The 22892-nt window shown below is 67.4% G+C and carries 15 protein-coding genes and 3 rRNA genes; 3 read left to right on the top strand and 15 right to left on the bottom strand.

The features are described 5' to 3' along the window. Positions 1-23: 23 nt before the first annotated feature. The 12 genes from QIY60_RS25130 to QIY60_RS25075 all read right to left on the bottom strand — a co-directional run bounded on the left by QIY60_RS25130 (position 24) and on the right by QIY60_RS25075 (position 13994). Positions 24-653: a MerR family transcriptional regulator gene (locus QIY60_RS25130; protein ID WP_283144442.1), complete on the bottom strand. Its 630-nt coding sequence runs from the start codon at positions 651-653 to the stop codon at positions 24-26. 186 nt (positions 654-839) lie between these two features. Then, positions 840-1313, bottom strand: a complete 474-nt coding sequence (locus tag QIY60_RS25125; RefSeq protein WP_006123076.1) for a bifunctional nuclease family protein — start codon at positions 1311-1313, stop codon at positions 840-842. 53 nt (positions 1314-1366) lie between these two features. After that, positions 1367-2110 carry a MerR family transcriptional regulator gene (locus QIY60_RS25120; protein ID WP_283144441.1) on the bottom strand — a complete coding sequence of 248 codons (744 nt, stop codon included), beginning with the start codon at positions 2108-2110 and terminating at the stop codon, positions 1367-1369. Positions 2111-2166: 56 nt separating this feature from the next. Beyond that, a complete protein-coding gene (locus QIY60_RS25115) occupies positions 2167-3108 on the bottom strand; it encodes an FHA domain-containing protein (RefSeq protein ID WP_101387280.1) in 942 nt (313 codons plus the stop codon). Positions 3109-3190: 82 nt separating this feature from the next. Further along, positions 3191-4123 carry a DUF881 domain-containing protein gene (locus QIY60_RS25110; protein ID WP_283144440.1) on the bottom strand — a complete coding sequence of 311 codons (933 nt, stop codon included), beginning with the start codon at positions 4121-4123 and terminating at the stop codon, positions 3191-3193. 5 nt (positions 4124-4128) lie between these two features. Continuing rightward, complete coding sequence (locus QIY60_RS25105; protein WP_003970459.1) at positions 4129-4461, bottom strand: small basic family protein; 333 nt, start codon at positions 4459-4461, stop codon at positions 4129-4131. Next, on the bottom strand, positions 4458-5390 hold the full coding sequence (locus QIY60_RS25100) for a DUF881 domain-containing protein (protein ID WP_180357124.1): 933 nt from the start codon (positions 5388-5390) through the stop codon (positions 4458-4460). Before QIY60_RS25100 ends, QIY60_RS25105 begins: the two co-directional genes overlap by 4 nt. Positions 5391-5477: 87 nt before the next feature. Next, on the bottom strand, positions 5478-7973 hold the full coding sequence (locus QIY60_RS25095; protein ID WP_283144439.1) for a mannose-1-phosphate guanyltransferase: 2496 nt from the start codon (positions 7971-7973) through the stop codon (positions 5478-5480). A gap of 110 nt (positions 7974-8083) precedes the next feature. Then, the gene (locus QIY60_RS25090) at positions 8084-8692 is read right to left on the bottom strand and encodes a CDP-alcohol phosphatidyltransferase family protein (protein ID WP_067155476.1); all 609 of its coding nucleotides are present in this window, start codon (positions 8690-8692) and stop codon (positions 8084-8086) included. A gap of 175 nt (positions 8693-8867) precedes the next feature. Then, positions 8868-8984, bottom strand: a 5S ribosomal RNA gene (gene rrf, locus QIY60_RS25085). 78 nt (positions 8985-9062) lie between these two features. Further along, a 23S ribosomal RNA gene (locus QIY60_RS25080) occupies positions 9063-12186 on the bottom strand. A gap of 280 nt (positions 12187-12466) precedes the next feature. Next, positions 12467-13994 (bottom strand): 16S ribosomal RNA (locus QIY60_RS25075). The 16S, 23S and 5S rRNA genes sit together here, the layout of an rRNA operon. A 745-nt stretch (positions 13995-14739) precedes the next feature. Between QIY60_RS25075 and QIY60_RS25070 the strand changes: the two genes are divergently transcribed. Further along, complete coding sequence (locus tag QIY60_RS25070; RefSeq protein ID WP_283144438.1) at positions 14740-15189, top strand: PTS glucose transporter subunit IIA; 450 nt, start codon at positions 14740-14742, stop codon at positions 15187-15189. Positions 15190-15284: 95 nt separating this feature from the next. Beyond that, positions 15285-16955, top strand: a complete 1671-nt coding sequence (gene ptsP, locus QIY60_RS25065; protein WP_283144437.1) for a phosphoenolpyruvate--protein phosphotransferase — start codon at positions 15285-15287, stop codon at positions 16953-16955. A gap of 87 nt (positions 16956-17042) precedes the next feature. On the opposite strand, the gene QIY60_RS25060 is transcribed toward ptsP, so the two are convergent. Together QIY60_RS25060 and QIY60_RS25055 are read right to left on the bottom strand one after the other, a co-directional pair. After that, positions 17043-17900 (bottom strand): hypothetical protein, encoded by an 858-nt coding sequence (locus QIY60_RS25060; protein ID WP_283146064.1) that lies wholly within the window; start codon positions 17898-17900, stop codon positions 17043-17045. Between the two features lie 121 nt (positions 17901-18021). Next, entirely contained in the window at positions 18022-19230 is a 1209-nt protein-coding gene (locus tag QIY60_RS25055; RefSeq protein ID WP_283144436.1) for an MFS transporter, read from the bottom strand. Positions 19231-19341: 111 nt separating this feature from the next. Between QIY60_RS25055 and QIY60_RS25050 the strand changes: the two genes are divergently transcribed. Beyond that, entirely contained in the window at positions 19342-20664 is a 1323-nt protein-coding gene (locus QIY60_RS25050) for an aminotransferase class I/II-fold pyridoxal phosphate-dependent enzyme (protein WP_283144435.1), read from the top strand. A 43-nt stretch (positions 20665-20707) separates the two neighbouring features. On the opposite strand, the gene QIY60_RS25045 is transcribed toward QIY60_RS25050, so the two are convergent. Further along, on the bottom strand, positions 20708-22696 hold the full coding sequence (locus QIY60_RS25045) for an acetoacetate--CoA ligase (RefSeq protein WP_283144434.1): 1989 nt from the start codon (positions 22694-22696) through the stop codon (positions 20708-20710). Positions 22697-22892 lie beyond the last annotated feature (196 nt).

The following is a 22892-nucleotide window of genomic DNA, read 5'->3' as shown; positions in this document are numbered from 1 at the left end:
GCCCCCGGCGGCCCCGGGGCCCCTCAGACCGCCCGGTTGCGGCGCCGGGCGAGCTCGTCGGCGGGGTTGTGCCCGACCAGCGTCTCGCCGGTGTCGACCCGCTCCCCGTGCAGTTGGGACAGGGCCGCCTCGACGTCACGCCACACCACGCCGACGGCGATGCCGAAGACGCCCTGGCCGCCCTGGAGCAGGTCGACGACCTCGTCGGGCGAGGAGCACTCGTACACGGTGGCCCCGTCGCTCATCAGCGTCATCCGCTCGAGGTCGCGGAAGCCGCGCTCGCGCAGGTGCTGGACGGCGGTGCGGATGTTCTGGAGGGCGACCCCGGTGTCCAGGAAACGCTTGACGATCTTGAGGACGACGACGTCCTTGAAGCTGTAGAGCCGCTGGGTGCCCGATCCGTACGCCGGACGCACACTGGGCTCGACCAGGCCGGTGCGCGCCCAGTAGTCGAGCTGCCGGTAGGTGATCCCCGCCGCCGCGCACGCCGTAGGCCCCCGGTATCCGACGGTGTCGGTGCCGGTGTCGTCCGCACTGTCGTGAAGGGGGTGTCCACTGCTCGGGCCCGGCCGAGAGCCTGGGGGCGGGTACGGCCCGCTCTCCCCCGGACGTCCGGGGGCCTCCCCTGCCGTACTGTCGCCGCTGCTTCTCACGCCGACCCTCCGTCCTAGAACTGCCCTCACGACGGTAGGCAGTCACTCGGGGTGCGTCAACGATCGCCACACTCGGCACGCCGAGTGATAATCACCCTGAGAGTGGTTTCGCGTACCCCTCTTCGGGGAAAGGCTACTCGAATGCGCCGGAGCCGCCCGGCCTGCGGGGGCTCCCGGCGCGGCGGCTCACTGACTGTTGGTGCCGAAGTCCTCGGGCGAGATCTGGTCGAGGAACTCGCGGAACTTCTCCACCTCGTCCTCCTGCTCGTCCGGGATCGCGATCCCGGCGTCGTCGAGCACCCCGTCACTGCCGTAGATCGGCGTTCCGGTGCGCAGGGCGAGCGCTATGGCGTCGGACGGACGCGCGCTCACCTCGACACCACTGGCGAAGACCAGCTCCGCGTAGAAGACGCCTTCGCGCAGGTCCGTGATGCGGACCTCGGTCAGCTCCTGGCCCACGGCCTCCAGCACGTCCTTGAAAAGGTCGTGCGTCAGCGGCCGCGCCGGAGCCATCCCCTGCTGGGCGAAGGCGATCGCGGTCGCCTCCCCTGGACCGATCCAGATGGGGAGGTACCGATCGCCTCCCACTTCACGCAGGAGCACGATCGGTTGGTTGGAGGGCATTTCCACCCGGACACCCACGACGTCGAGCTCGTTCACACAGCAACCCTAGGACGTGCCCGGCAGGTTTGGGTAGTCGGGGACCCCCTGACTCACTGCAGCCGGACCCCTAGAGCGGTCTGGACCAGGGCAGCGTGGAGCCGCACGGACAGCGCCGCCAGCTCCTTGACGGTCGCCTCCGCATGCGCCCTGGTCTGCGGGTTGCGGTGCAGCCGCAGGGGTGCGACCACCTGTTCGACCAGACCGGCCTCGCGGTCGGCCGCCGCCTTCATGGCGCGAAGATGCCGCGGTTCCAGACCGAATCGGCCCAGGTCCGCCACGAGACGCGCCACGTTCACCGACTCCGCGTCGTAGCCGCCCTCGGGACCGGCCGAGATCAGCCCGTAGGACTCCCACTCGGTCAGCTCCGCCTCGGTGACCTCGGCGGCCACCAGCAGCTCCGTACGCCCCACACGGGACGCCGTGGGGCGCTCCGGGTCGCCCTCGCCCCCGCCGTCCGCGAGATCGCGCGCTCCGCCCGGAGCGGGCAGCACGGGCTGCTCCCCCCGGCTCAGCGCGTCGAGGTGCTCGCGGATGACCTTCAGCGGCAGATAGTGGTCCCGCTGCATCCGCAGCACCTGGGCGAGCCGCTCCACGTCCTCGGGGCTGAACTTGCGGTACCCCGACGGCGTGCGCCGGGGCTCCACCAGGCCCTCGGACTCCAGGAAGCGGATCTTGGAGATGGTGACTTCGGGGAACTCCTCGCGCAGCTGGTTCAGCACGGTGCCGATGCTCATCAGCCGGTCGCCCGCGGTGGCGGTGCCGTTTCCGGCACCGCCCGTCGGTGTGTGCAGCATGGGCCTTCCCTGGATGGTCTTTCCCCTGAGGGCCCCCGAGCGGAGTCTGGGAGGGGTCAGGCGCCGCGCTGGCTCGCGTAGAACACCAGCCGGTACTTCCCGATCTGCACCTCGTCGCCGTTGGACAGGTCGATCGAGTCGATCCGCTCCCGGTTCACATACGTACCGTTGAGGCTGCCGACGTCCGAGACGGTGAAGCGGCCGTCCGCGCCCCGGCGGAACTCCACATGACGGCGCGACACGGTCACGTCGTCGAGGAAGATGTCGCTCTGCGGATGCCGGCCCGCCGTGGTCAGCTCGCCGTCCAGCAGGAAGCGGCTGCCCGAGTTGGGACCGCGGCGCACCACCAGGAGGGCGGAGCCCAGCGGCAGCGCGTCGACCGCGGCCTGCGCCTCCGGCGACAGCGACGGCAGCGCCGTCTGGCCCGTCACCTCGGAGTCGTACGCCTCCAGGCCGGAGATCGAGATCGTCGACGTGGTCTCCGCGGCACGCTCGGGAACCGCGCCCGGGCGCAGCGGCGCGCCACAGTTGGAGCAGAAGCGGCTCGCCGCCGCATTGCTGTGCCCGCACCTCGTACACACCGGCATGGACGGATCCTCCTGACCCGGCTGGACCGCGTGGGCGCTGGTCGCATACGGGTCGGGCGCGAACCCTCCACCCGTACTTGATGGATCCCCGAAACCTATGCGGCCGGGACCGGCAGGGTCAACAGAAGACGCGCCCGGACCGCCCGGAATGTCACCTCCGGGGCGGCTCACCTCATCGCGGAACAGCGGGCGCTCGCCGCCCTGCTCCTCCGCCTGTCCACGGCCTCGGGCACGGTGCCGGGCGGAGCCGCTGGCACCGTCCTCACGTGCGCTCTTGCCGAACAACTTCGCAAACAACTTCACGGGCGATTCCCCTTGACCGAAACAGACCCGCCCGTGGGGCAGGACGAACCCAGAATCAACACACCGGCCGACCCGGACATCCTCACAACGTCCGTATCCGCCAAACAGTTTCCACCACGCACCACGAGTTGGGTGCGCCGACCCCCCGCAAGCTCATGCCCTTGTGCGGTCGCTCGCATGCGGCCCCGCGTCACCGCGAGGACGACCGAGCGTAGTCAGGCCGCTTCGCCGGTCGCAAGGCATCCACGACGATCTTCTCGGAACGGACCACAGTGGCCGTGGCCTGCTCCTTCTCCAGAGTCTGCACCACACCGCCGGGGATGTTGAGCGCGGGTTCGAGATCCTGTGGCTTCCCGATCACCTTGAAGACATAGGGAGCGGCGACCTTCCGCCCGTCCACCTCGATGCCCCCGTCGGCGTCCGAGAAGTACGTGTTGGCGACCACCCGGACGTCGTTGACCTGGATCGCCTCCGCGCCCGCGGCGCGCAGCTCCTGGATGGTGTCGAGCAGTTTGTCCGCCTCGACCGCCTTCTTGGAGTCGATGATGGTCAGCGTGATGCCGGGGCCCTGCGCGGCGACCGTGCCGGCCAGGATGCCCAGCTGACGCTCCTTCTCCAGGGTCTGCTTGCGCGCCTCGGCCGCCTGGTTGGAGCTGGTCTCCAGCTCGGTGCGCTGCCCTTCCAGCCGCTGCTTCTCGTCCTCAAGACGCTTGGTACGGGAGTCGAGCTCGTCCAGGATGCGCACCAGGTCCTCCTGGCGGGCGCCGCGCAGCGCGCTGTTGTCGCTGGTGGAGCGGACCTGGATGGCCAGGCCCAGGCCGAGCACGAACAGCAGCAGGGCGACGATCAGTTGGGCCCGGGTCACCCGCGGCGGCCACAGCCCCGCGGCCAGCCGCTGGCGGCCCGTCAGCTGCGGCCCCGACGGCTCCTGGGGCGAAGGGGCGGGCGTCTCGGGCGTTTCGGGCACCGAGGGCATCTGCGACGGCGGGGGCGTCCCGGGCGCCTTCGGCGTGTCGGGACCTTTCGGCGTGTCGGCCCGAGGGGGCTCCGGCACGGAAGGAGTTCCTCCGGTGGGCCCCGGAGTGCGATCCGAACCCTGCTCAGGAGTGTCTTCGCTGCTCATCGGCCTCACGCCCGGAAGACGTGCCGGCGGATGGCCGCGGCGTTGGAGAAGATCCGGATGCCGAGCACGACGACCACACCGGTCGACAGCTGCGCGCCCACGCCCAACTTGTCACCGAGGAACACGATCAGCGCCGCCACGACGACGTTCGACAGGAAGGACACCACGAAGACCTTGTCGACGAAGATGCCGTCGAGCATGGCCCGCAGACCGCCGAAGACCGCGTCCAGCGCGGCGACGACGGCGATGGGCAGATACGGCTCGACCACCGCGGGCACCTCGGGCCGGACCAAAAGTCCGACCACGACTCCCACGACGAGGCCAAGTACGGCGATCACGATGTGCCTTTCCTTGTGGCGGCCGCGCCCCTGCCGGCGCCGGTGGCCTGCGGCTGTGCTGTACGTACGATCAGGCTCGGCGCGGCCGGCAGGCGCACCTCGCCCTGGTCCGAAATGCTGGAACGGATGCCGTAGTTCTCCTGGAGAACATGGAGGTACTGGCCGTCGGCGCTGTCCTGGAAGGCGGTGCTGAGCTTCTTCCCGTCCCCCACCGCGAGCACCGTGTACGGCGGCACCAGCGGCCTGTTGTCGACCAGTATGGCGTCGCCGGCCGCCCTGATCGCCGAAAGGGCGGTCAGCCGCTGACCGTTGATGGCCACGGCCTCGGCGCCGGACTGCCACAGGCCGTTGACGATGCGCTGCATGTCCCGGTCGCGGACCCGGCCGGTGTCCGAGAAGCTGCTGTTCTCACGCGGCCCGCCGCCCCCGCCCGACTCGGTGTTCTTGGCGTCGTCGACGACCAGCTTCACACCGGGGCCGCGCACTTCGGTGGCTCCCGACAGCAGCGCGACCAGTTCGCCCTGGTCACCGCCGTGCTTCTCCAGCGCCTTGCGCTGGCGGTCACCGACCTCGTCGCGCAGCGAGTCGACCTCCTTCTGGAGGTCGTCCGCCGCCTTGGTCTCCGCCTCCACGCGCCCGATCAGCTCCTGGCGCTCCTTGGCGACCACCGGTGCCGTTATCCGCGCCTGCGCGGCGCCGATCGTCACCACCACGGCGGCGAGCACCAGACCGGCGGCCAGCCCGAGCTTCGCGCGCAGGGTGCGGGGCATGCCCTCCTGGCCCTCGGCCTTGCGCCGGGCCGTCGCCTCCGCGTACCCGTCGTCGAGCGCGTGGTCCATCACATTGGTCAGCAGCGACATGGACGCGTCGGGGCGGGACGGCGGAGAAGGCGTGCTCCGAACGGGGGGCTGCTGCGGCATGCCGCACATCGTCGCACGTCGGCGCCGCTGTCGCCGAATGGCCCCACCGGTGCGCCGGGCGGCGTCCCACGGCCCCGCCCGGCACCCCCGAAGACCTCAGTGACCTGCGCTGTCCACGATCGCGGACCACTCGTCGAGCAGCGCCTGCGCGGAGGCGTCGTCGGGCCCCTCGGCCCACAGATGGGTGACCGCCTCGGCCGGGTCGGGCAGCACCATCACCCAGCGGCCGTCGGCCTCGACGACCCGTACCCCGTCGGTCGTGTCCACCGACCGGTCCCCGGCCGCCTCGACCACCCGCCGCATGACCATGCCCTTGACCGCCCAGGGCGTCGCCAGGTCCCGGCGCAGCACATGGGCACGCGGTATCCGTGAATCGATCTGACTGAGCGTCAGCTGCGTTCGCGCCACCAGACCGATGAGCCGTACGAAGGCGGCGGCGCCGTCGAAGACGCTGCTGAACTCGGGAATGATGAACCCGCCGCGCCCGTCGCCACCGAAGATGGTCGACTCCTCACGGCCCACACGCGTGAGGTCGTCGGGCGACGTGGTCGTCCACTCCACCTGCGTACCGTGGTACGCGGCGACCTGCTCGGCGATACGGGTCGTGGTCACCGGCAGCGCCACCCGCCCGCTGCGCCGCTCGGCCGCCACCAGATCCAGCATCACCAGCAGCGCCCGGTCGTCCTCGACGATCCGCCCGCGCTCGTCGACCAGCGACAGCTTCTCCCCGACCGGGTCGAACCGCACGCCGAACGCGGCCCGCGCCGAGGCCACGATCTCCCCGAGCCGCACCAGACCGGCCCGTCGCCCGTCGGCCGTCTCGGTCGGCCGCGACTCGTCGAGCCCCGGGTTGATGGTGAGCGAGTCGACCTGGAGCCGCCCGAGCAGACTGGGCAGGACAAGGCCCGCGCTGCCGTTGGACGCGTCGACCACGACCTTGAGTCCGGCCTCCGCGACACCCGTCGTATCGACCTTGCGCAGCAGGGAGCCGGTGTACGAGTCGAAGACGCTGCTCGGGAACTGCAGGTCACCGATCTCGCCGGGGAACGCCCGCCGGTACTCCTGACGTGCGTACACCCGGTCCAGCTTGCGCTGCCCGGCCTGCGAGAGGTCCGCGCCCCGCTCGTCGAAGAACATGATGTCGACGGAGTCCGGCACGCCCAGCGAGGTCCGGATCATGATCCCGCCAGCGCTGCCCCGCGCGGTCTGCTGTCTCGCCACCGGCAGCGGTACGTTCTCCAGGTCCCGTACGTCGATGGCACTGGCCTGGAGGGCCGAGATCACCGCCCGCTTCAGGGCGCGCGCACCGCGCGAGTGGTCACGGGCCGTCGTGACGGTCGCGCCCTTCTTCAGCGTCGTGGCGTACGCGCCGGCCAGCCGCACCGCGAGCTCCGGGGTGATCTCCACATTGATGATGCCGGAGACACCGCGCGCCCCGAAGAGGTGGGCCTGACCGCGCGACTCCCAGATCACCGAGGTGTTGACGAACGCGCCCGCCTCGATGGTCTTGAACGGATAGACCCGGACATTGCCCTGAATGATCGATTCCTCACCGACCAGGCACTCGTCCCCGATGACGGCGCCGTCCTCGATCCGGGCCGCCCGCATGATGTCGGTGTTCCTGCCGATCACACAGCCGCGCAGATTGCTGTGCTGCCCGATGTAGACGTTGTCGTGGACGACGGCCTTGTGGAGGAAGGCCCCGGTCTTGACGACGACGTTGGACCCGATGACCGTGTGCTCGCGGATCTCCACATCGGCTTCGACCTTGGCGTAGTCGCCGATGTAGAGCGGACCGCGCAGCACCGCGTCCGGATGGACTTCGGCGCCCTCCGCGACCCAGACGCCCGGCGAGATCTCGAAGCCGTCGATGTCGACGTCGACCTTGCCTTCGAGTACGTCGGCCTGCGCCTTCACATAGCTCTCGTGCGTGCCGACGTCCTCCCAGTAGCCCTCCGCGACATAGCCGTAGATGGGCTTGCCCTCCTTCATCAGCTGAGGGAAGACGTCACCGGACCAGTCGACGGGCACATCGGCTTCGACGTAGTCGAAGACCTCCGGCTCCATCACATAGATTCCGGTATTCACCGTGTCCGAGAAGACCTGGCCCCAGGTCGGCTTCTCCAGGAAGCGCTCGACCTTTCCCTCTTCGTCGACGATGGTGATGCCAAATTCCAGCGGGTTGGGCACCCGGGTCAGGCACACCGTGACCAGTGCGCCCTTCTCCTTGTGGAAGTTGATGAGATCCGTCAGATCGAAGTCGGTGAGGGCGTCGCCCGAGATGACGAGAAAGGCATCGTCCTTGAGGGCCTCCTCGGCGTTCTTGACGCTGCCCGCGGTACCGAGGGGCTTCTCCTCATTGGCATAGGTGAGCTCCATCCCGAGCTCCTCGCCGTCGCCGAAATAGTTCCTGACCAGCGAGGCCAGGAACTGCACGGTCACGACGGTCTCATTGAGCCCATGCCGCTTGAGCAGCCGCAGCACATGCTCCATGATCGGCCGGTTCACCACCGGCAGGAGCGGCTTGGGCATGCTCGAGGTCATGGGGCGAAGTCGTGTTCCTTCGCCACCGGCCATCACGACGGCCTTCATGTCGGAAGCGTCCTCCTTGACGAGACGACGGTCTAGCCGACTGCACCCGTCCGGGTGGGCCCCCTGGCATCACGCGCGGACCCCTCTGCTCCGAAGGACCGCCGACGAGCTCAATCGGCCGCTGAGTCCGCCTTGACCAGCCGACGGACCTGAACCACGTACAGGATCCCTGCCCACCAATACAGAGTTGTACCCCATCCGGCGAACGCCCATCCGAAAATCGCCGCCAGATCCGCGAGCCAACCGCTTCCGTCGCTCAGCAGAAGCAACGGGAAGGCGTACATGAGGTTGAACGTGGCCGCCTTACCCAAGAAGTTCACCTGCGGCGGCGGATAGCCGTGCCTGCGGAGGATTCCCACCATCACCAGAAGCATCAGCTCCCGGGCCAAAAGGGCAGCGGTCAGCCAAACCGGCAGGATCTCCCGCCAGGTGAGACCGACGAGCGTGGAAAGGATGTACAGCCGGTCGGCCGCCGGGTCAAGCAGTCGGCCGAGGCTGCTGATCTGGTTCCAGCGCCGGGCGAGCTTCCCGTCCAGGTAGTCACTGACACCGCTCAGCGCCAGTACGAGCAATGCCCAGCCATCGCTCTTGGGCCCGCCGAACTCGGGTCGGAGGATCAGCCACAGGAACACGGGTACGCCGACGAGACGCGCCATGCTGAGGATGTTGGGGATGGTGAGCACCCGGTCCGTCTGAACGCGAGTCTCCTGGACCTCCACCCGGGGGCCTCCTGTGAACGTGCCAACGATGCCCCCTGACCTTACCGGCCGCGGACGTGCACGAGTGCACAGGGGTACGGGTCGGATAAGGCCCTGAACGGTCTTGAACGGGTCCTGAACGCAAAAATGCCTCAACCCCCGGCCCAAAAGGGCACGGGGGTTGAGGCTAAAAATTGTTCGGCGGTGTCCTACTCTCCCACAGGGTCCCCCCTGCAGTACCATCGGCGCTGAAAGGCTTAGCTTCCGGGTTCGGAATGTAACCGGGCGTTTCCCTAACGCTATGACCACCGAAACACTATGAAATTAACGAAACCGGGCAACAACACGGCCGTTCGTTATTTCAGAACTAACACAGTGGACGCGAGCAACTGAGGACAAGCCCTCGGCCTATTAGTACCAGTCAGCTCCACCCCTTACGAGGCTTCCACATCTGGCCTATCAACCCAGTCGTCTACTGGGAGCCTTACCCACTCGAAGGTGGTGGGAGCCCTCATCTCGAAGCAGGCTTCCCGCTTAGATGCTTTCAGCGGTTATCCTTTCCGAACGTAGCCAACCAGCCATGCCCTTGGCAGGACAACTGGCACACCAGAGGTTCGTCCGTCCCGGTCCTCTCGTACTAGGGACAGCCCTTCTCAAGACTCCTACGCGCACAGCGGATAGGGACCGAACTGTCTCACGACGTTCTAAACCCAGCTCGCGTACCGCTTTAATGGGCGAACAGCCCAACCCTTGGGACCGACTCCAGCCCCAGGATGCGACGAGCCGACATCGAGGTGCCAAACCATCCCGTCGATATGGACTCTTGGGGAAGATCAGCCTGTTATCCCCGGGGTACCTTTTATCCGTTGAGCGACGGCGCTTCCACAAGCCACCGCCGGATCACTAGTCCCGACTTTCGTCCCTGCTCGACCCGTCGGTCTCACAGTCAAGCTCCCTTGTGCACTTACACTCAACACCTGATTGCCAACCAGGCTGAGGGAACCTTTGGGCGCCTCCGTTACTCTTTAGGAGGCAACCGCCCCAGTTAAACTACCCATCAGACACTGTCCCTGATCCGGATCACGGACCCAGGTTAGACATCCAGCACGACCAGAGTGGTATTTCAACGACGACTCCCCCTGAACTGGCGTCCAGAGTTCACAGTCTCCCACCTATCCTACACAAGCCGAACCGAACACCAATATCAAACTGTAGTAAAGGTCCCGGGGTCTTTCCGTCCTGCTGCGCGAAACGAGCATCTTTACTCGTAGTGCAATTTCACCGGGCCTATGGTTGAGACAGTCGAGAAGTCGTTACGCCATTCGTGCAGGTCGGAACTTACCCGACAAGGAATTTCGCTACCTTAGGATGGTTATAGTTACCACCGCCGTTTACTGGCGCTTAAGTTCTCAGCTTCGCCTGGACGAATCCAAGCTAACCGGTCCCCTTAACGTTCCAGCACCGGGCAGGCGTCAGTCCGTATACATCGCCTTACGGCTTCGCACGGACCTGTGTTTTTAGTAAACAGTCGCTTCTCGCTGGTCTCTGCGGCCACCCCCAGCTCACGGAGTAAATCCGATCACCGGTGATGGCCCCCCTTCTCCCGAAGTTACGGGGGCATTTTGCCGAGTTCCTTAACCATAGTTCACCCGAACGCCTCGGTATTCTCTACCTGACCACCTGAGTCGGTTTAGGGTACGGGCCGCCATGAAACTCGCTAGAGGCTTTTCTCGACAGCATAGGATCATCCACTTCACCACAATCGGCTCGGCATCAGGTCTCAGCCTTAACGTGTGACGGATTTGCCTACCACACGGCCTACACCCTTACCCCGGGACAACCACCGCCCGGGCTGGACTACCTTCCTGCGTCACCCCATCGCTTACCTACTACCACCTCGGGTCGACGGCTCCACCACTTTCCTTTCCCCGAAGGGTCCGGAACGGCTTCACGGCCTTAGCATTAATGGATTCGATATTGGGCGTTTCAAAGCGGGTACCGGAATATCAACCGGTTGTCCATCGACTACGCCTGTCGGCCTCGCCTTAGGTCCCGACTTACCCTGGGCAGATCAGCTTGACCCAGGAACCCTTAGTCAATCGGCGCACACGTTTCTCACGTGTGTATCGCTACTCATGCCTGCATTCTCACTCGTGAACCGTCCACCACTAGCTTCCGCTGCGGCTTCACCCGGCACACGACGCTCCCCTACCCATCACAGCGGGCGTTGGCCCTCATGCTGCAATGACACGACTTCGGCGGTACGCTTGAGCCCCGCTACATTGTCGGCGCGGAATCACTTGACCAGTGAGCTATTACGCACTCTTTCAAGGGTGGCTGCTTCTAAGCCAACCTCCTGGTTGTCTCTGCGACTCCACATCCTTTCCCACTTAGCGTACGCTTAGGGGCCTTAGTCGATGCTCTGGGCTGTTTCCCTCTCGACCATGGAGCTTATCCCCCACAGTCTCACTGCCGCGCTCTCACTTACCGGCATTCGGAGTTTGGCTAAGGTCAGTAACCCGGTAGGGCCCATCGCCTATCCAGTGCTCTACCTCCGGCAAGAAACACACGACGCTGCACCTAAATGCATTTCGGGGAGAACCAGCTATCACGGAGTTTGATTGGCCTTTCACCCCTAACCACAGGTCATCCCCCAGGTTTTCAACCCTGGTGGGTTCGGTCCTCCACGAAGTCTTACCTCCGCTTCAACCTGCCCATGGCTAGATCACTCCGCTTCGGGTCTAGAGCGTGCAACTATATCGCCCTGTTCGGACTCGCTTTCGCTACGGCTTCCCCACACGGGTTAACCTCGCTACACACCGCTAACTCGCAGGCTCATTCTTCAAAAGGCACGCAGTCACGACGCACCGAGTAAACTCGATGCGCGACGCTCCCACGGCTTGTAGGCACACGGTTTCAGGTACTATTTCACTCCGCTCCCGCGGTACTTTTCACCATTCCCTCACGGTACTATCCGCTATCGGTCACCAGGGAATATTTAGGCTTAACGGGTGGTCCCGCCAGATTCACACGGGATTTCTCGGGCCCCGTGCTACTTGGGTGTCTCTTAAACGAGCCGTTGACGTTTCAGCTACGGGGGTCTTACCCTCTACGCCGGACCTTTCGCATGTCCTTCGCCTACATCAACGGTTTCTGACTCGTCTCACAGCCGGCAGACTATGAAAAAGAGATCCCACAACCCCGTATGCGCAACCCCTGCCGGGTATCACACGCATACGGTTTGGCCTCATCCGGTTTCGCTCGCCACTACTCCCGGAATCACGGTTGTTTTCTCTTCCTGAGGGTACTGAGATGTTTCACTTCCCCTCGTTCCCTCCACATGCCCTATGTGTTCAGGCATGGGTGACAGCCCATGACGACTGCCGGGTTTCCCCATTCGGAAACCCCCGGATCAAAGCCTGGTTGACGGCTCCCCGGGGACTATCGTGGCCTCCCACGTCCTTCATCGGTTCCTGGTGCCAAGGCATCCACCGTGCGCCCTTAAAAACTTGGCCACAGATGCTCGCGTCCACTGTGCAGTTCTCAAACAACGACCAGCCACCCATCACCCCGAACCAACCGGTTCGAGTGCACTGGGGCCGGCATACCGAAGACAAGGCGTAAAGCCCGTGCCTTCAGACACCCAACAGCGTGCCCGGCCCTTCCAGAGCGGTTTTCACGTTCCACGCCGAAGCAGTACTAGGGAAAACCTTCTGAAAGTGCCGAATAGTCAACGTTCCACCCATGAGCTGACCGTGCAGAACATTTGCCTGCAATCGGTACTGTGCTCCTTAGAAAGGAGGTGATCCAGCCGCACCTTCCGGTACGGCTACCTTGTTACGACTTCGTCCCAATCGCCAGTCCCACCTTCGACAGCTCCCTCCCCGCAAGGGGGTTGGGCCACCGGCTTCGGGTGTTACCGACTTTCGTGACGTGACGGGCGGTGTGTACAAGGCCCGGGAACGTATTCACCGCAGCAATGCTGATCTGCGATTACTAGCAACTCCGACTTCATGGGGTCGAGTTGCAGACCCCAATCCGAACTGAGACCGGCTTTTTGAGATTCGCTCCGCCTCACGGCATCGCAGCTCATTGTACCGGCCATTGTAGCACGTGTGCAGCCCAAGACATAAGGGGCATGATGACTTGACGTCGTCCCCACCTTCCTCCGAGTTGACCCCGGCAGTCTCCTGTGAGTCCCCATCACCCCGAAGGGCATGCTGGCAACACAGAACAAGGGTTGCGCTCGTTGCGGGACTTAACCCAACATCTCACGACACGAGCTGACGACAGCCATGCACCACCTGTATACCGACCACAAGGGGGCGACCATCTCTGGCCGTTTCCGGTATATGTCAAGCCTTGGTAAGGTTCTTCGCGTTGCGTCGAATTAAGCCACATGCTCCGCTGCTTGTGCGGGCCCCCGTCAATTCCTTTGAGTTTTAGCCTTGCGGCCGTACTCCCCAGGCGGGGAACTTAATGCGTTAGCTGCGGCACCGACGACGTGGAATGTCGCCAACACCTAGTTCCCAACGTTTACGGCGTGGACTACCAGGGTATCTAATCCTGTTCGCTCCCCACGCTTTCGCTCCTCAGCGTCAGTAATGGCCCAGAGATCCGCCTTCGCCACCGGTGTTCCTCCTGATATCTGCGCATTTCACCGCTACACCAGGAATTCCGATCTCCCCTACCACACTCTAGCTAGCCCGTATCGAATGCAGACCCGGGGTTAAGCCCCGGGCTTTCACATCCGACGTGACAAGCCGCCTACGAGCTCTTTACGCCCAATAATTCCGGACAACGCTTGCGCCCTACGTATTACCGCGGCTGCTGGCACGTAGTTAGCCGGCGCTTCTTCTGCAGGTACCGTCACTTGCGCTTCTTCCCTGCTGAAAGAGGTTTACAACCCGAAGGCCGTCATCCCTCACGCGGCGTCGCTGCATCAGGCTTTCGCCCATTGTGCAATATTCCCCACTGCTGCCTCCCGTAGGAGTCTGGGCCGTGTCTCAGTCCCAGTGTGGCCGGTCGCCCTCTCAGGCCGGCTACCCGTCGTCGCCTTGGTAGGCCATCACCCCACCAACAAGCTGATAGGCCGCGGGCTCATCCTTCACCGCCGGAGCTTTCCACCCACCGAGATGCCTCGGCGGGTCGTATCCGGTATTAGACCCCGTTTCCAGGGCTTGTCCCAGAGTGAAGGGCAGATTGCCCACGTGTTACTCACCCGTTCGCCACTAATCCACCCCGAAAGGCTTCATCGTTCGACTTGCATGTGTTAAGCACGCCGCCAGCGTTCGTCCTGAGCCAGGATCAAACTCTCCATGAATGTGTACCGGTCATCCGGTGCGCACACACGAAAGAGCGGAACAACCAGGCCGGAATATGGCCAGTCGTCCTCAGCGTCCTCGCTGTGTAATTGCCTGCCCGTCACAAGGACCGGCAGGACTTTTCAAAGGAACCTCCAACCCACCACAAGGGATGGGCCGGGGTTGTCAATCTGGCGTTGACTTTTGGCACGCTGTTGAGTTCTCAAGGTACGGACGCTTCCTTTGTTCCCGTTTCCGGGCCCTCCGGGCGCTTCCTTCGTTTCCGACTCTATCAGACCGTTTCCCGGTCCGACTTCCTCGGCGCTTTCCAGGTTCCCGCTTTCACGTTTCCCTTTCCGGCGGCTCCGACTCTACCAGTGCTTTTCCGCCTCCCTGGCCACTTCGTTTTGCGGTGCACGGAAATACCGGCACAGCAAAAAGAGGCGCAGGGTCAAGATCAGCAAGTGAAGAGGAGCCTGCCCGTCCCGACACATTCACGTGAAGTTCACACGTTGTGGTCAGGCGGGACTTAGGACAGTACAGCCACCGGCGCGGTCCGGGCAAATCGGCCCACGAGCCTCCGGGGGTCTATGGTCTAGTCCACTACCGCACCGGTCTAGTCCAGTAGTCTCCGTCGGGGAAGCCCGGACTGGAGTCATACCAGGCGAACCCGGACTTCTTATGACTTACCCTTCTGAACAGTACGCCGTCACACAGCATGTAGTGACGGTGACACGAAGAAGCCCCACCCCTGGGAGGCCATCCATGACCACCGTGACGTCCCCGCTCGCCGGGCGTGCCATCGGACTCGCGGCAGTGCCCGATCCGGTGTTCTCCGGCGCAATGGTGGGTCCCGGTACCGCCATCGACCCCGTACGGGAGCCCTCGGAGGCGGTTTCCCCCGTCGACGGCGTCATCGTCTCCCTGCACCCGCACGCTTTCGTCGTCGTCGACGACGAGGGCCACGGTGTGCTGACGCACCTCGGTATCGACACCGTCCAGCTCAACGGCGAGGGCTTCGAGCTGCTCGTCAACAAGGGCGACACCGTCACGCGCGGCCAGGCCGTCGTGCGCTGGAACCCGGCTGCGGTCGAAGAGGCCGGGAAGTCCCCCGTGTGCCCCATCGTGGCCCTCGAAGCCACTGCTGACTCCCTCGGCGACCTCCGTGCGGACGGCGATGTGAAGGCCGGCGACGTCCTCTTCACCTGGAAGTAGTTCAGCCAGAAGTCGTGACGCCGCCGTCGTCGAGACGGTGAGTCGGACATCCACCGCGGTGGCGGAGACCGCCGCACCAATCGGAGACGGGTGAAATGGAGACAACGCTGCGAGGCGTCGGCGTGAGCCACGGTGTGGCGATCGGCCAGGTCCGGCACATGGGCACTGCGGTCCTGGAGCCGCCGGCCAAGCAGATTCCGGCGGAGGAGGCGGAGCGCGAACAGGGGCGTGCCCGCAAGGCCGTCGAGGCCGTGGCGGCCGACCTGAACGCGCGCGGCAACCTGGCCGGGGGTGAGGCGCAGGCCGTGCTGGAGGCTCAGGCCCTGATCGCCCAGGACCCCGAGCTGATCGCGGACGTCGACCGGCGCATCGCCGTCGGCAGCACCGCCGAGCGGGCCGTGTACGACGCGTTCTCGCACTACCGCGAGCTGCTCGCGGGCGCCGGTGAGTACATGGCCGGGCGCGTGGCGGACCTCGACGACGTGCGCAACCGCATCGTGGCGCGCCTGCTGGGCGTCCCGATGCCGGGCGTTCCGGACAGCGACGAGCCGTACGTGCTGATCGCGCGCGACCTCGCTCCCGCCGACACCGCGCTGCTCGACCCGGCGCTCGTGCTCGGTTTCGTGACCGAGGAGGGCGGGCCGACCAGCCACAGCGCGATTCTGGCGCGGGCGCTGGGCGTCCCCGCGATCGTGGCACTGCCGGGCGCCGGTGAGCTGGCCGAGGGCACGCTGGTCGCCGTCGACGGCAGCACCGGCGAGATCTTCGTCGACCCGAGCGACGACAAGCGCGCCGAGCTGGAGCGCGCCGCGGCCGAGCGCAAGGCCGCGCTGGCCGCGTCCTCCGGTCCGGGTGCGACCTCGGACGGGCACAAGGTCCCGCTGCTCGCCAACGTCGGCGGTCCCGCCGACGTGCCGGCGGCGGTGGAGGCGGGCGCCGAGGGCGTCGGTCTGTTCCGTACCGAGTTCCTCTTCCTCGACGACTCCGCGAAGGCGCCGTCGGAGGAGAAGCAGGTCGAGGCCTACCGCAAGGTGCTGGAGGCGTTCCCCGAGGGCCGTGTGGTCGTGCGCGTGCTGGACGCGGGCGCCGACAAGCCGCTGGACTTCCTGACGCCCACCGACGAGCCGAACCCGGCGCTCGGCGTGCGCGGTCTGCGGTCGCTCCTGGACCACCCCGAGGTGCTCCGGACGCAGCTGACGGCGCTGGCCAAGGCCGTCGAGGGGCTTCCGGTCTATCTGGAGGTCATGGCGCCGATGGTCGCGGACCGTACGGACGCCAAGGCGTTCGCGGACGCGTGCCGGGCGGCCGGGCTGCAGGCGAAGTTCGGCGCGATGGTGGAGATCCCCTCCGCCGCGCTCCGCGCGCGCTCGATCCTCCAGGAGGTCGAGTTCCTGTCGCTCGGCACCAACGACCTGGCCCAGTACACGTTCGCGGCCGACCGGCAGGTCGGTGCGGTGTCGCGGCTGCAGGACCCGTGGCAGCCCGCGCTGCTCGACCTGGTCGCCATGTCCGCCGAGGCGGCCAAGGCCGAGGGCAAGAGCTGTGGTGTCTGTGGTGAGGCTGCCTCCGATCCGCTGCTCGCGTGTGTGCTCACCGGTCTGGGTGTGACCAGCCTGTCGATGGGTGCCGCGTCCATTCCTTATGTGCGCGCGACGCTGGCGAAGTACACGCTCGCCCAGTGCGAGCGCGCGGCCGCCGCGGCCCGTGCCGCGGACTCGGCCGAGGAGGCCCGCGTGGCCGCGCAGGCGGTGCTGTCCGGGGAGTGACCCGGGCCATGCGCTGCCTCGACGCAGTGTCTGAGTGAGAGGGGCTTCCCGTCGCCGGTGCGGCGGGGAGCCCCTTTCGCTTGTCCGTCAGTGGTCAGTGGTGGGCTGGTCGAACGGGAAGCCCGCCCGGTAGTCCACTCCTGGTTCGGGTGCCACCGGGTCTCCGGTGTCGGCATCGGTGCAGTACGCGCTGAAGACCTCCCCGGCGGTGAGCGGGAGCAGGCTGCCTTCGTGCAGCCGCCAGCCGTGGACTCGGTCGGGCGCGTCCGTCGCCGTCGTCCGCAGCACCAGGCCGCCTGGGCTGTGCTGGGCGATGCCCGCGGCGAGGACGGTGACGAACTCGGCGACGTCCGTCTCGTCGAGCAGGGCCGGGTCGCCGCCGTGGCCCTCCGCGTGGAGCACGGCGATGAGGTGCTCCTGCTGTGCCTGGACGCTGCACACCATGTGGTGCAGGCCCGGGCCCGCCGCCTCGATCAGGCGCGTGAGGATCGTCGAGGCGCGTTCGAAGGCGGAGCGGCCGATGTCCTGGCCGCATTCGGCGCACTCCCCCAGGTCCGCCAGGAGCAGGGTCGCGTAGTCCCAGGTCGCCTGGCGGACCGCTTTGTTGATGAGCTCGGGCACCAGGCTCTCGATGGGCTGGCCCGCGTAGGCGACGCGGGCGCCGCCCGCCGCGATCTCGGCGGTGAAGCGGGTGCGGCTGTCGGCGGTGTCGGGGTCGATGCCGCCGGCCGTGCAGAACTCGGTGAACTCCTCCGGGTCGAAGAGGGCGACCGTGGTGTGCAGTCCCTGGGCGGCGAGGGATCTGAGCAGGCCGTCGACCTGGCGGAGATAGGCGGTGTGGTCGTCGAAGGCGAAGGACCGGTACCGCGTCATCGCCTCGAAGTCGTACGCGTCGGCCAGCAGCCCCACCGTGCTGGGCGTCTCCCTGCGCAGGGTCCGCCGCATGGCTCTGGCCGCGTGGACGGGCCGGGAGCCGCGAGGTGTTCGGGACCGGGTGGAGGCCGTCGGGCCGGTGGATTTCCTGGAGTTGCGGATGTGCGCCATGCTTCCCCCTGCGTGCTGTCGATCAGTGCTCACTCACCGTAACCGAGGGCACTGACAACGCCGGTCGCGGCAGCCGGTCCCGTACCAGCCGGTGCTGAACACAGCAGGTCAGAGCGATGACGGCGCCGAAGACCGTCCAGCCGACGGGGCCCGTCGCGATGGCCGCGGTGACGGCGAGCGGTCCGGCGCTGCGCTGTGCGGACTGGGCCAGGCCGTGCACGCCGAGGTAGGCGCCCTGGGCCTGGTCCGGGGCCAGGGCGATCGAGAGTTCCCACGAGACGGTGGCGTGGATCATCTCGGCCAGGGTGAAGGCGGCGGTCGAGACGGTCAGGCAGATGCTCGCCGGTACGGCGCCGTGGACCGCCGAGGCGGCCATGGCGACGCCGGCGGCGGCGAAGACGGCGGCGAGCGGGAGGAGCAGCCGGTGCGCCGCCTTGGTGGTCGCGCCGAAGCGGGCGAGGGGGACCTGGAGGCCCACCACCATCACGTTGTTGAGCACCATCAGGAGCGGTACGAGGCCGTGGGGCGCGTCCGTGGCGGAGACGGCCCAGAGGGGGATGCCGACCTTGAAGACGGCGTCGTCCATGAAGAGCACCGACTCGGTGGCCACGTAGGCCAGGTAGGCGCGGTCCTTCCAGGGGCTGCCCGGTCGTACGGCCGGGGCGGGGTCCTTGGAGGTGGCGACCGTGCGCGCGGGCGAGGGCGGTTCGGCGCAGCGGGCGGTGACCAGGGCGGCGCCGACGAAGGAGAGGGCGTCTCCGGCGAGCAGCCACTGGTAGGCGGCCGTGGTGGCGAGTGCGAGGGCGAGCGCCGCGGCGAGGCCTCCGACGGCCCAGCCCGCGTTGGCCAGGGTGCGGCTGACGGCCTGGTAGCGGACGCGGTCGGGTCCGGCGACGCGGGCCGCGTACAGCTTGGTGAGCACGTTGGCGGAGCGGTCGCCGAAGCTGCCGACGGCCGAGTACACCAGCAGGAGTGCGTAGTTGTCGGTGGTGAGCAGTGCGGCGGAGGCCAGTGCGCGCAGGACCTGGAAGACGATGAGCACGCGCGTGAGGGGCAGCCGGTCGGCGATGCGGCCCCCTATGGGGGCGCCCGCGATGCCGACCGCGCCGGCCAGGGCGACCAGTGTGCCGACCTGGGCGACCGAGAGCCCGGCCACGTAGGTGAAGTACAGGACCGAGGCGGCGGCCCACAGGCCGCTTCCGGTCCGGTCGACGAAGGCGACCCAGAGCATCAGCCGGCCGTCGCGGCCTCCCGGGACTCGTTCCCACAGTGCGGCACGTCGGCTGCGCAATGTCACTGCTCCCCCTTGACTGGCATTATGTATTGATACATAGTTCAGTACGTGGCAGAACAATATGCGATCACCGGCACCTCGGCCAAGGGAATTGCCGCTTCCGTCGAACGGGCCGTCGCCGACGGCGGGTTGGCTCCCGGGGACACGCTTCCTCCGGTCCGCCGGCTCGCCGACGAGCTGGGCGTGAGTCCCGGCACCGTGGCGACGGCGTACAAAGAGCTGCGCAGACGCGGCGTCGTGGTCACGCACGGGCGGGGCGGGACCGTGGTCGCCGCCGCGCCCTCGGTCGCCTCACGGCGCCCGCCGAAGGTGCCGGAGGGGCTGCGGGACCTCGCGGGCGGCCACCCCGACCCGGCCTTCCTGCCCGAACTGCCCGCGCCGGTGCGGATGACCGCCGGTGCGCGGTCGCACCGCTCGACGCCCCGGATGCCGCTGCTTGAGGAGCGCGTCCAGGAATGGCTGGGTGCCGACGGCGTGCCGACCGGTTCGGTGACCTTCGCCCACGGCGCGCTCGACTGCGTCGCCCGGCTGCTCACCACCGAGCTGCGGCCCGGCGACGCGGTGGCCATGGAGGACCCCGGATACCACCACCTGCTCGACCTGGTTCAGGTGATGGGGCTGCGTACGGTCCCGGTCGCCGTCGACGACGAGGGGATGCGGCCCGAGGCCCTGCGCGAGGCGCTGCGGGCCGGGGCGCGGGCCGTCGTGTGCAGCCCGCGGGCGCAGAACCCGTACGGCGGCTGCTTCTCGGAGCGGCGGCGGGACGACCTGGTGGAGGTGCTGCGGGCCGCGCCCGAGGTGCTGGTGATCGAGAACGACCACGCCGCGGAGATCGCGGGGGCGCCGCTGCACTCCCTGACGGCGGGCGGGCGGCTGGCGCGCTGGGCGCATGTGCGGACGGTGACGAAGTACCTGGGCACGGACCTGCGGTGGGCGGCCGCCGCCTGTGACCCGGCGACGCTGGCGCGGCACGACGGCCGGTTGCTGCTGACCTCCGGCTGGGTGAGCCATCTGCTCCAGGGCACGGTGCTCGGGCTGCTCACCGACCGGATGGCGCGGGAGCTCGTGCATCGCGCGCGTGACGCCTACGGGGAGCGGCGCCGCGCTCTGGCGGTCGAGCTCGATGGGCACGGGATCGCCTCGCACGGGGCGAGCGGGATGAACCTGTGGGTGCCGGTGCGGGACGAGTCCGCGGTGGTGAACGGGCTGCGCTCGCGCGGCTGGTGGGTCGCCGCCGGGGCGCGGTTCCGGATCGCTTCGGGGGCCGGTGTACGGATCACCGCGGCGGGGCTGGAGCCCGCCGAGGCGGCCCGGCTGGCCTCGGACTTCGCCGAGGTCCTCGGCGAGTCCGAGGCCACGTACGGAGGGTGACGGGCGGCGCCCCGGCCCTGCGGGCGGCCGGGGCGCGCGCGTGTCAGCCGTGCTTGCGGCCCACCGCTTCGTAGAAGCGGAGGAGGTCGAGGTTGTCGACCGAGCCCGGGTTGACGGCCTTCTCCAGCGGGGTGCCCTGGAGCAGGCGCTTGACCGGCACCTCGATGCGCTTGCCCGTCAACGTGTGCGGGACGCCCGGGACTTCGATGATCTCGTCCGGGACGTGGCGCGGGGAGAGCTGCTCCCGGATCGCCTGCTTGACCTTCGTACGGAGGTCGTCGTCCAGGACGGCCCCCTCGGCGAGGTGGACGAAGAGCGGCATCCAGTAGCCGCCGTCCGGCTCTTCGATGCCGATGACCAGGGACTCACGGATCTCCGGGAGGCGTTCGACGACTTCGTAGATGTCGGCCGAGCCCATGCGGACGCCCTGGCGGTTGAGCGTGGAGTCGGAGCGGCCGTGGATGACCACCGAGCCGTGGTCGGTGATCGTGATCCAGTCGCCGTGGCGCCACACGCCGGGGAACATCTCGAAGTAGCTGTCGCGGTAGCGGCTGCCGTCCGGGTCGTTCCAGAAGCGGATCGGCATGGAGGGCATCGGGTTGACCACGACCAGCTCGCCCACCTCGCCCACGACCGGCTTGCCCTGCGGGTCCCACGACTGGAGGTCGGTGCCCAGACAGGCGGCCTGGAGCTCGCCGATGTGCACCGGCAGCGTCGGGACGGCTCCCGCGAAGCAGGAGCACACGTCGGTGCCGCCGCTGACCGAGGCGATCCACAGGTCCTCGCGGACCTCGTCGTGGAGCCAGCGGAAGCCGTCGGGCGGGAGCGGCGAGCCGGTGGTGGCGACGCACTTCACGCGCGACAGGTCGTGGTCGCGGGACGGGTGCACACCGGCCTTGCGGCAGGCCATCACATAGGCGGCGGAGGTGCCGAAGAGGGTGGCGCCGGTCCGCTCGGCGACGCCCCATTGGGCGCCGGTCTCCGGGTAGCCCGGGCTGCCGTCGTACAGGACGACCGTGGTGCCGGTCAGCAGGCCGGAGACGAGGAAGTTCCACATCATCCAGCCGGTGGAGGTGTACCAGAAGAAGCGGTCCTCGGGGCCCAGGTCGCAGTGGAGGCCGAGCTGTTTGAAGTGTTCGAGGAGGATGCCGCCCTGCGACTGGACGATGGCCTTGGGCAGGCCGGTGGTGCCCGAGGAATAGAGCACCCAGAGCGGGTGGTCGAAGGGAACTTGCTCGAAGACCGGCTCGTTGTCACTCTCAGTGAGCGATGACCATTCGAGAGTTCCTTGGGGGGCAGGGGTGCCGAGCAGCGGGATGTGGACGACGGCGCGCAGGGTGGGCAGTTCGCGGCGGAGCTCGGAGACGACGTCGGTGCGGTCGTGCTCCTTGCCGCCGTAGCGGTAGCCGTCGACGGTGAACAGGACGACGGGTTCGACCTGCTGGAACCGGTCGAGGACGCTGCGCGCGCCGAAGTCGGGGGCGCAGGAGGTCCACACGGCGCCGACGGCCGCGGTGGCCAGGAGCGCGGTGACGGCCTGCGGGACGTTCGGCAGATAGCCGCTGACGCGGTCGCCGGGCCGGACGCCCAGGGCGCGCAGCTCGGCGGCGAGCGAGCCGACCTGGCGGCGCAGCTCCGCCCAGCTGGTGGCGACGGGCTCGTGCGTCTCGTCGACGTGCAGGAGCGCGGCGTCGTCGGCGCGGGCCGGGTCCTCGGCGGTGCGCAGCGCGTGCTCGGCGTAGTTGAGGGTGGCGCCGGGGAACCACTGGGCGCCCGGCATCGACCGGTCGGCGAGCACCGTCTCGTACGGGGTCGAGAAGCGCACGTCGAACCAGTCGGCGACGGCCTTCCAGAAGGTGTCGAGTTCGGTGACGGACCAGCGGTGCAGCGCTTCGTAGCCGCCCTCGGCGGGGGCGCCGTACCGCTCGGCGGCCCAGGTCTGGAACGCGGTGATCCGCGCCCCGGCGATGCGGTCGGGGCTCGGCTGCCACAGGGGCGCGGGCTGCGGCGCGGCGTTCGCTGGTGAGGTCATGGGTCGGCTCCCGGGCTGGTACGCGTGGTGTGCGTGTGCCGCGCGCACACGCGTAGGGGTGTGCGCATGCGGCGGCTCACAGGGACGATGCCATGTGATCGTCTTCCGCACCAGGGTGTGCCGCCCATAGTCCGGCACCTGACGATGTGGTGCCGCCACGGGTGAACGGAAGTTGAACGGAGCACACAGCTCATGA

The sequence above is a fragment of the Streptomyces sp. BPTC-684 genome (genome assembly GCF_030028635.1).
Classification (GTDB): domain Bacteria; phylum Actinomycetota; class Actinomycetes; order Streptomycetales; family Streptomycetaceae; genus Streptomyces; species Streptomyces noboritoensis.
The sequence above is the reverse complement of the archived record's forward strand: the minus strand, read 5'-3'. Positions and strand labels throughout refer to the sequence as shown.

Bases quoted from the DNA above. Each gene is read 5' to 3' on its own strand.
- QIY60_RS25060 (WP_283146064.1), bottom strand. From the start codon at position 17,900: ATGCGGCGGACCCTGCGCAGGGAGACGCCCAGCACGGTGGGGCTGCTG.
- QIY60_RS25055 (WP_283144436.1), bottom strand. From the start codon at position 19,230: ATGCTCTGGGTCGCCTTCGTCGACCGGACCGGAAGCGGCCTGTGGGCC.
- QIY60_RS25110 (WP_283144440.1), bottom strand. From the start codon at position 4,123: ATGAGCAGCGAAGACACTCCTGAGCAGGGTTCGGATCGCACTCCGGGG.
- QIY60_RS25100 (WP_180357124.1), bottom strand. From the start codon at position 5,390: ATGTGCGGCATGCCGCAGCAGCCCCCCGTTCGGAGCACGCCTTCTCCG.
- QIY60_RS25095 (WP_283144439.1), bottom strand. From the start codon at position 7,973: ATGAAGGCCGTCGTGATGGCCGGTGGCGAAGGAACACGACTTCGCCCC.
- ptsP (WP_283144437.1), top strand. From the start codon at position 15,285: ATGGAGACAACGCTGCGAGGCGTCGGCGTGAGCCACGGTGTGGCGATC.
- QIY60_RS25120 (WP_283144441.1), bottom strand. From the start codon at position 2,110: ATGCTGCACACACCGACGGGCGGTGCCGGAAACGGCACCGCCACCGCG.
- QIY60_RS25045 (WP_283144434.1), bottom strand. From the start codon at position 22,696: ATGACCTCACCAGCGAACGCCGCGCCGCAGCCCGCGCCCCTGTGGCAG.
- QIY60_RS25070 (WP_283144438.1), top strand. From the start codon at position 14,740: ATGACCACCGTGACGTCCCCGCTCGCCGGGCGTGCCATCGGACTCGCG.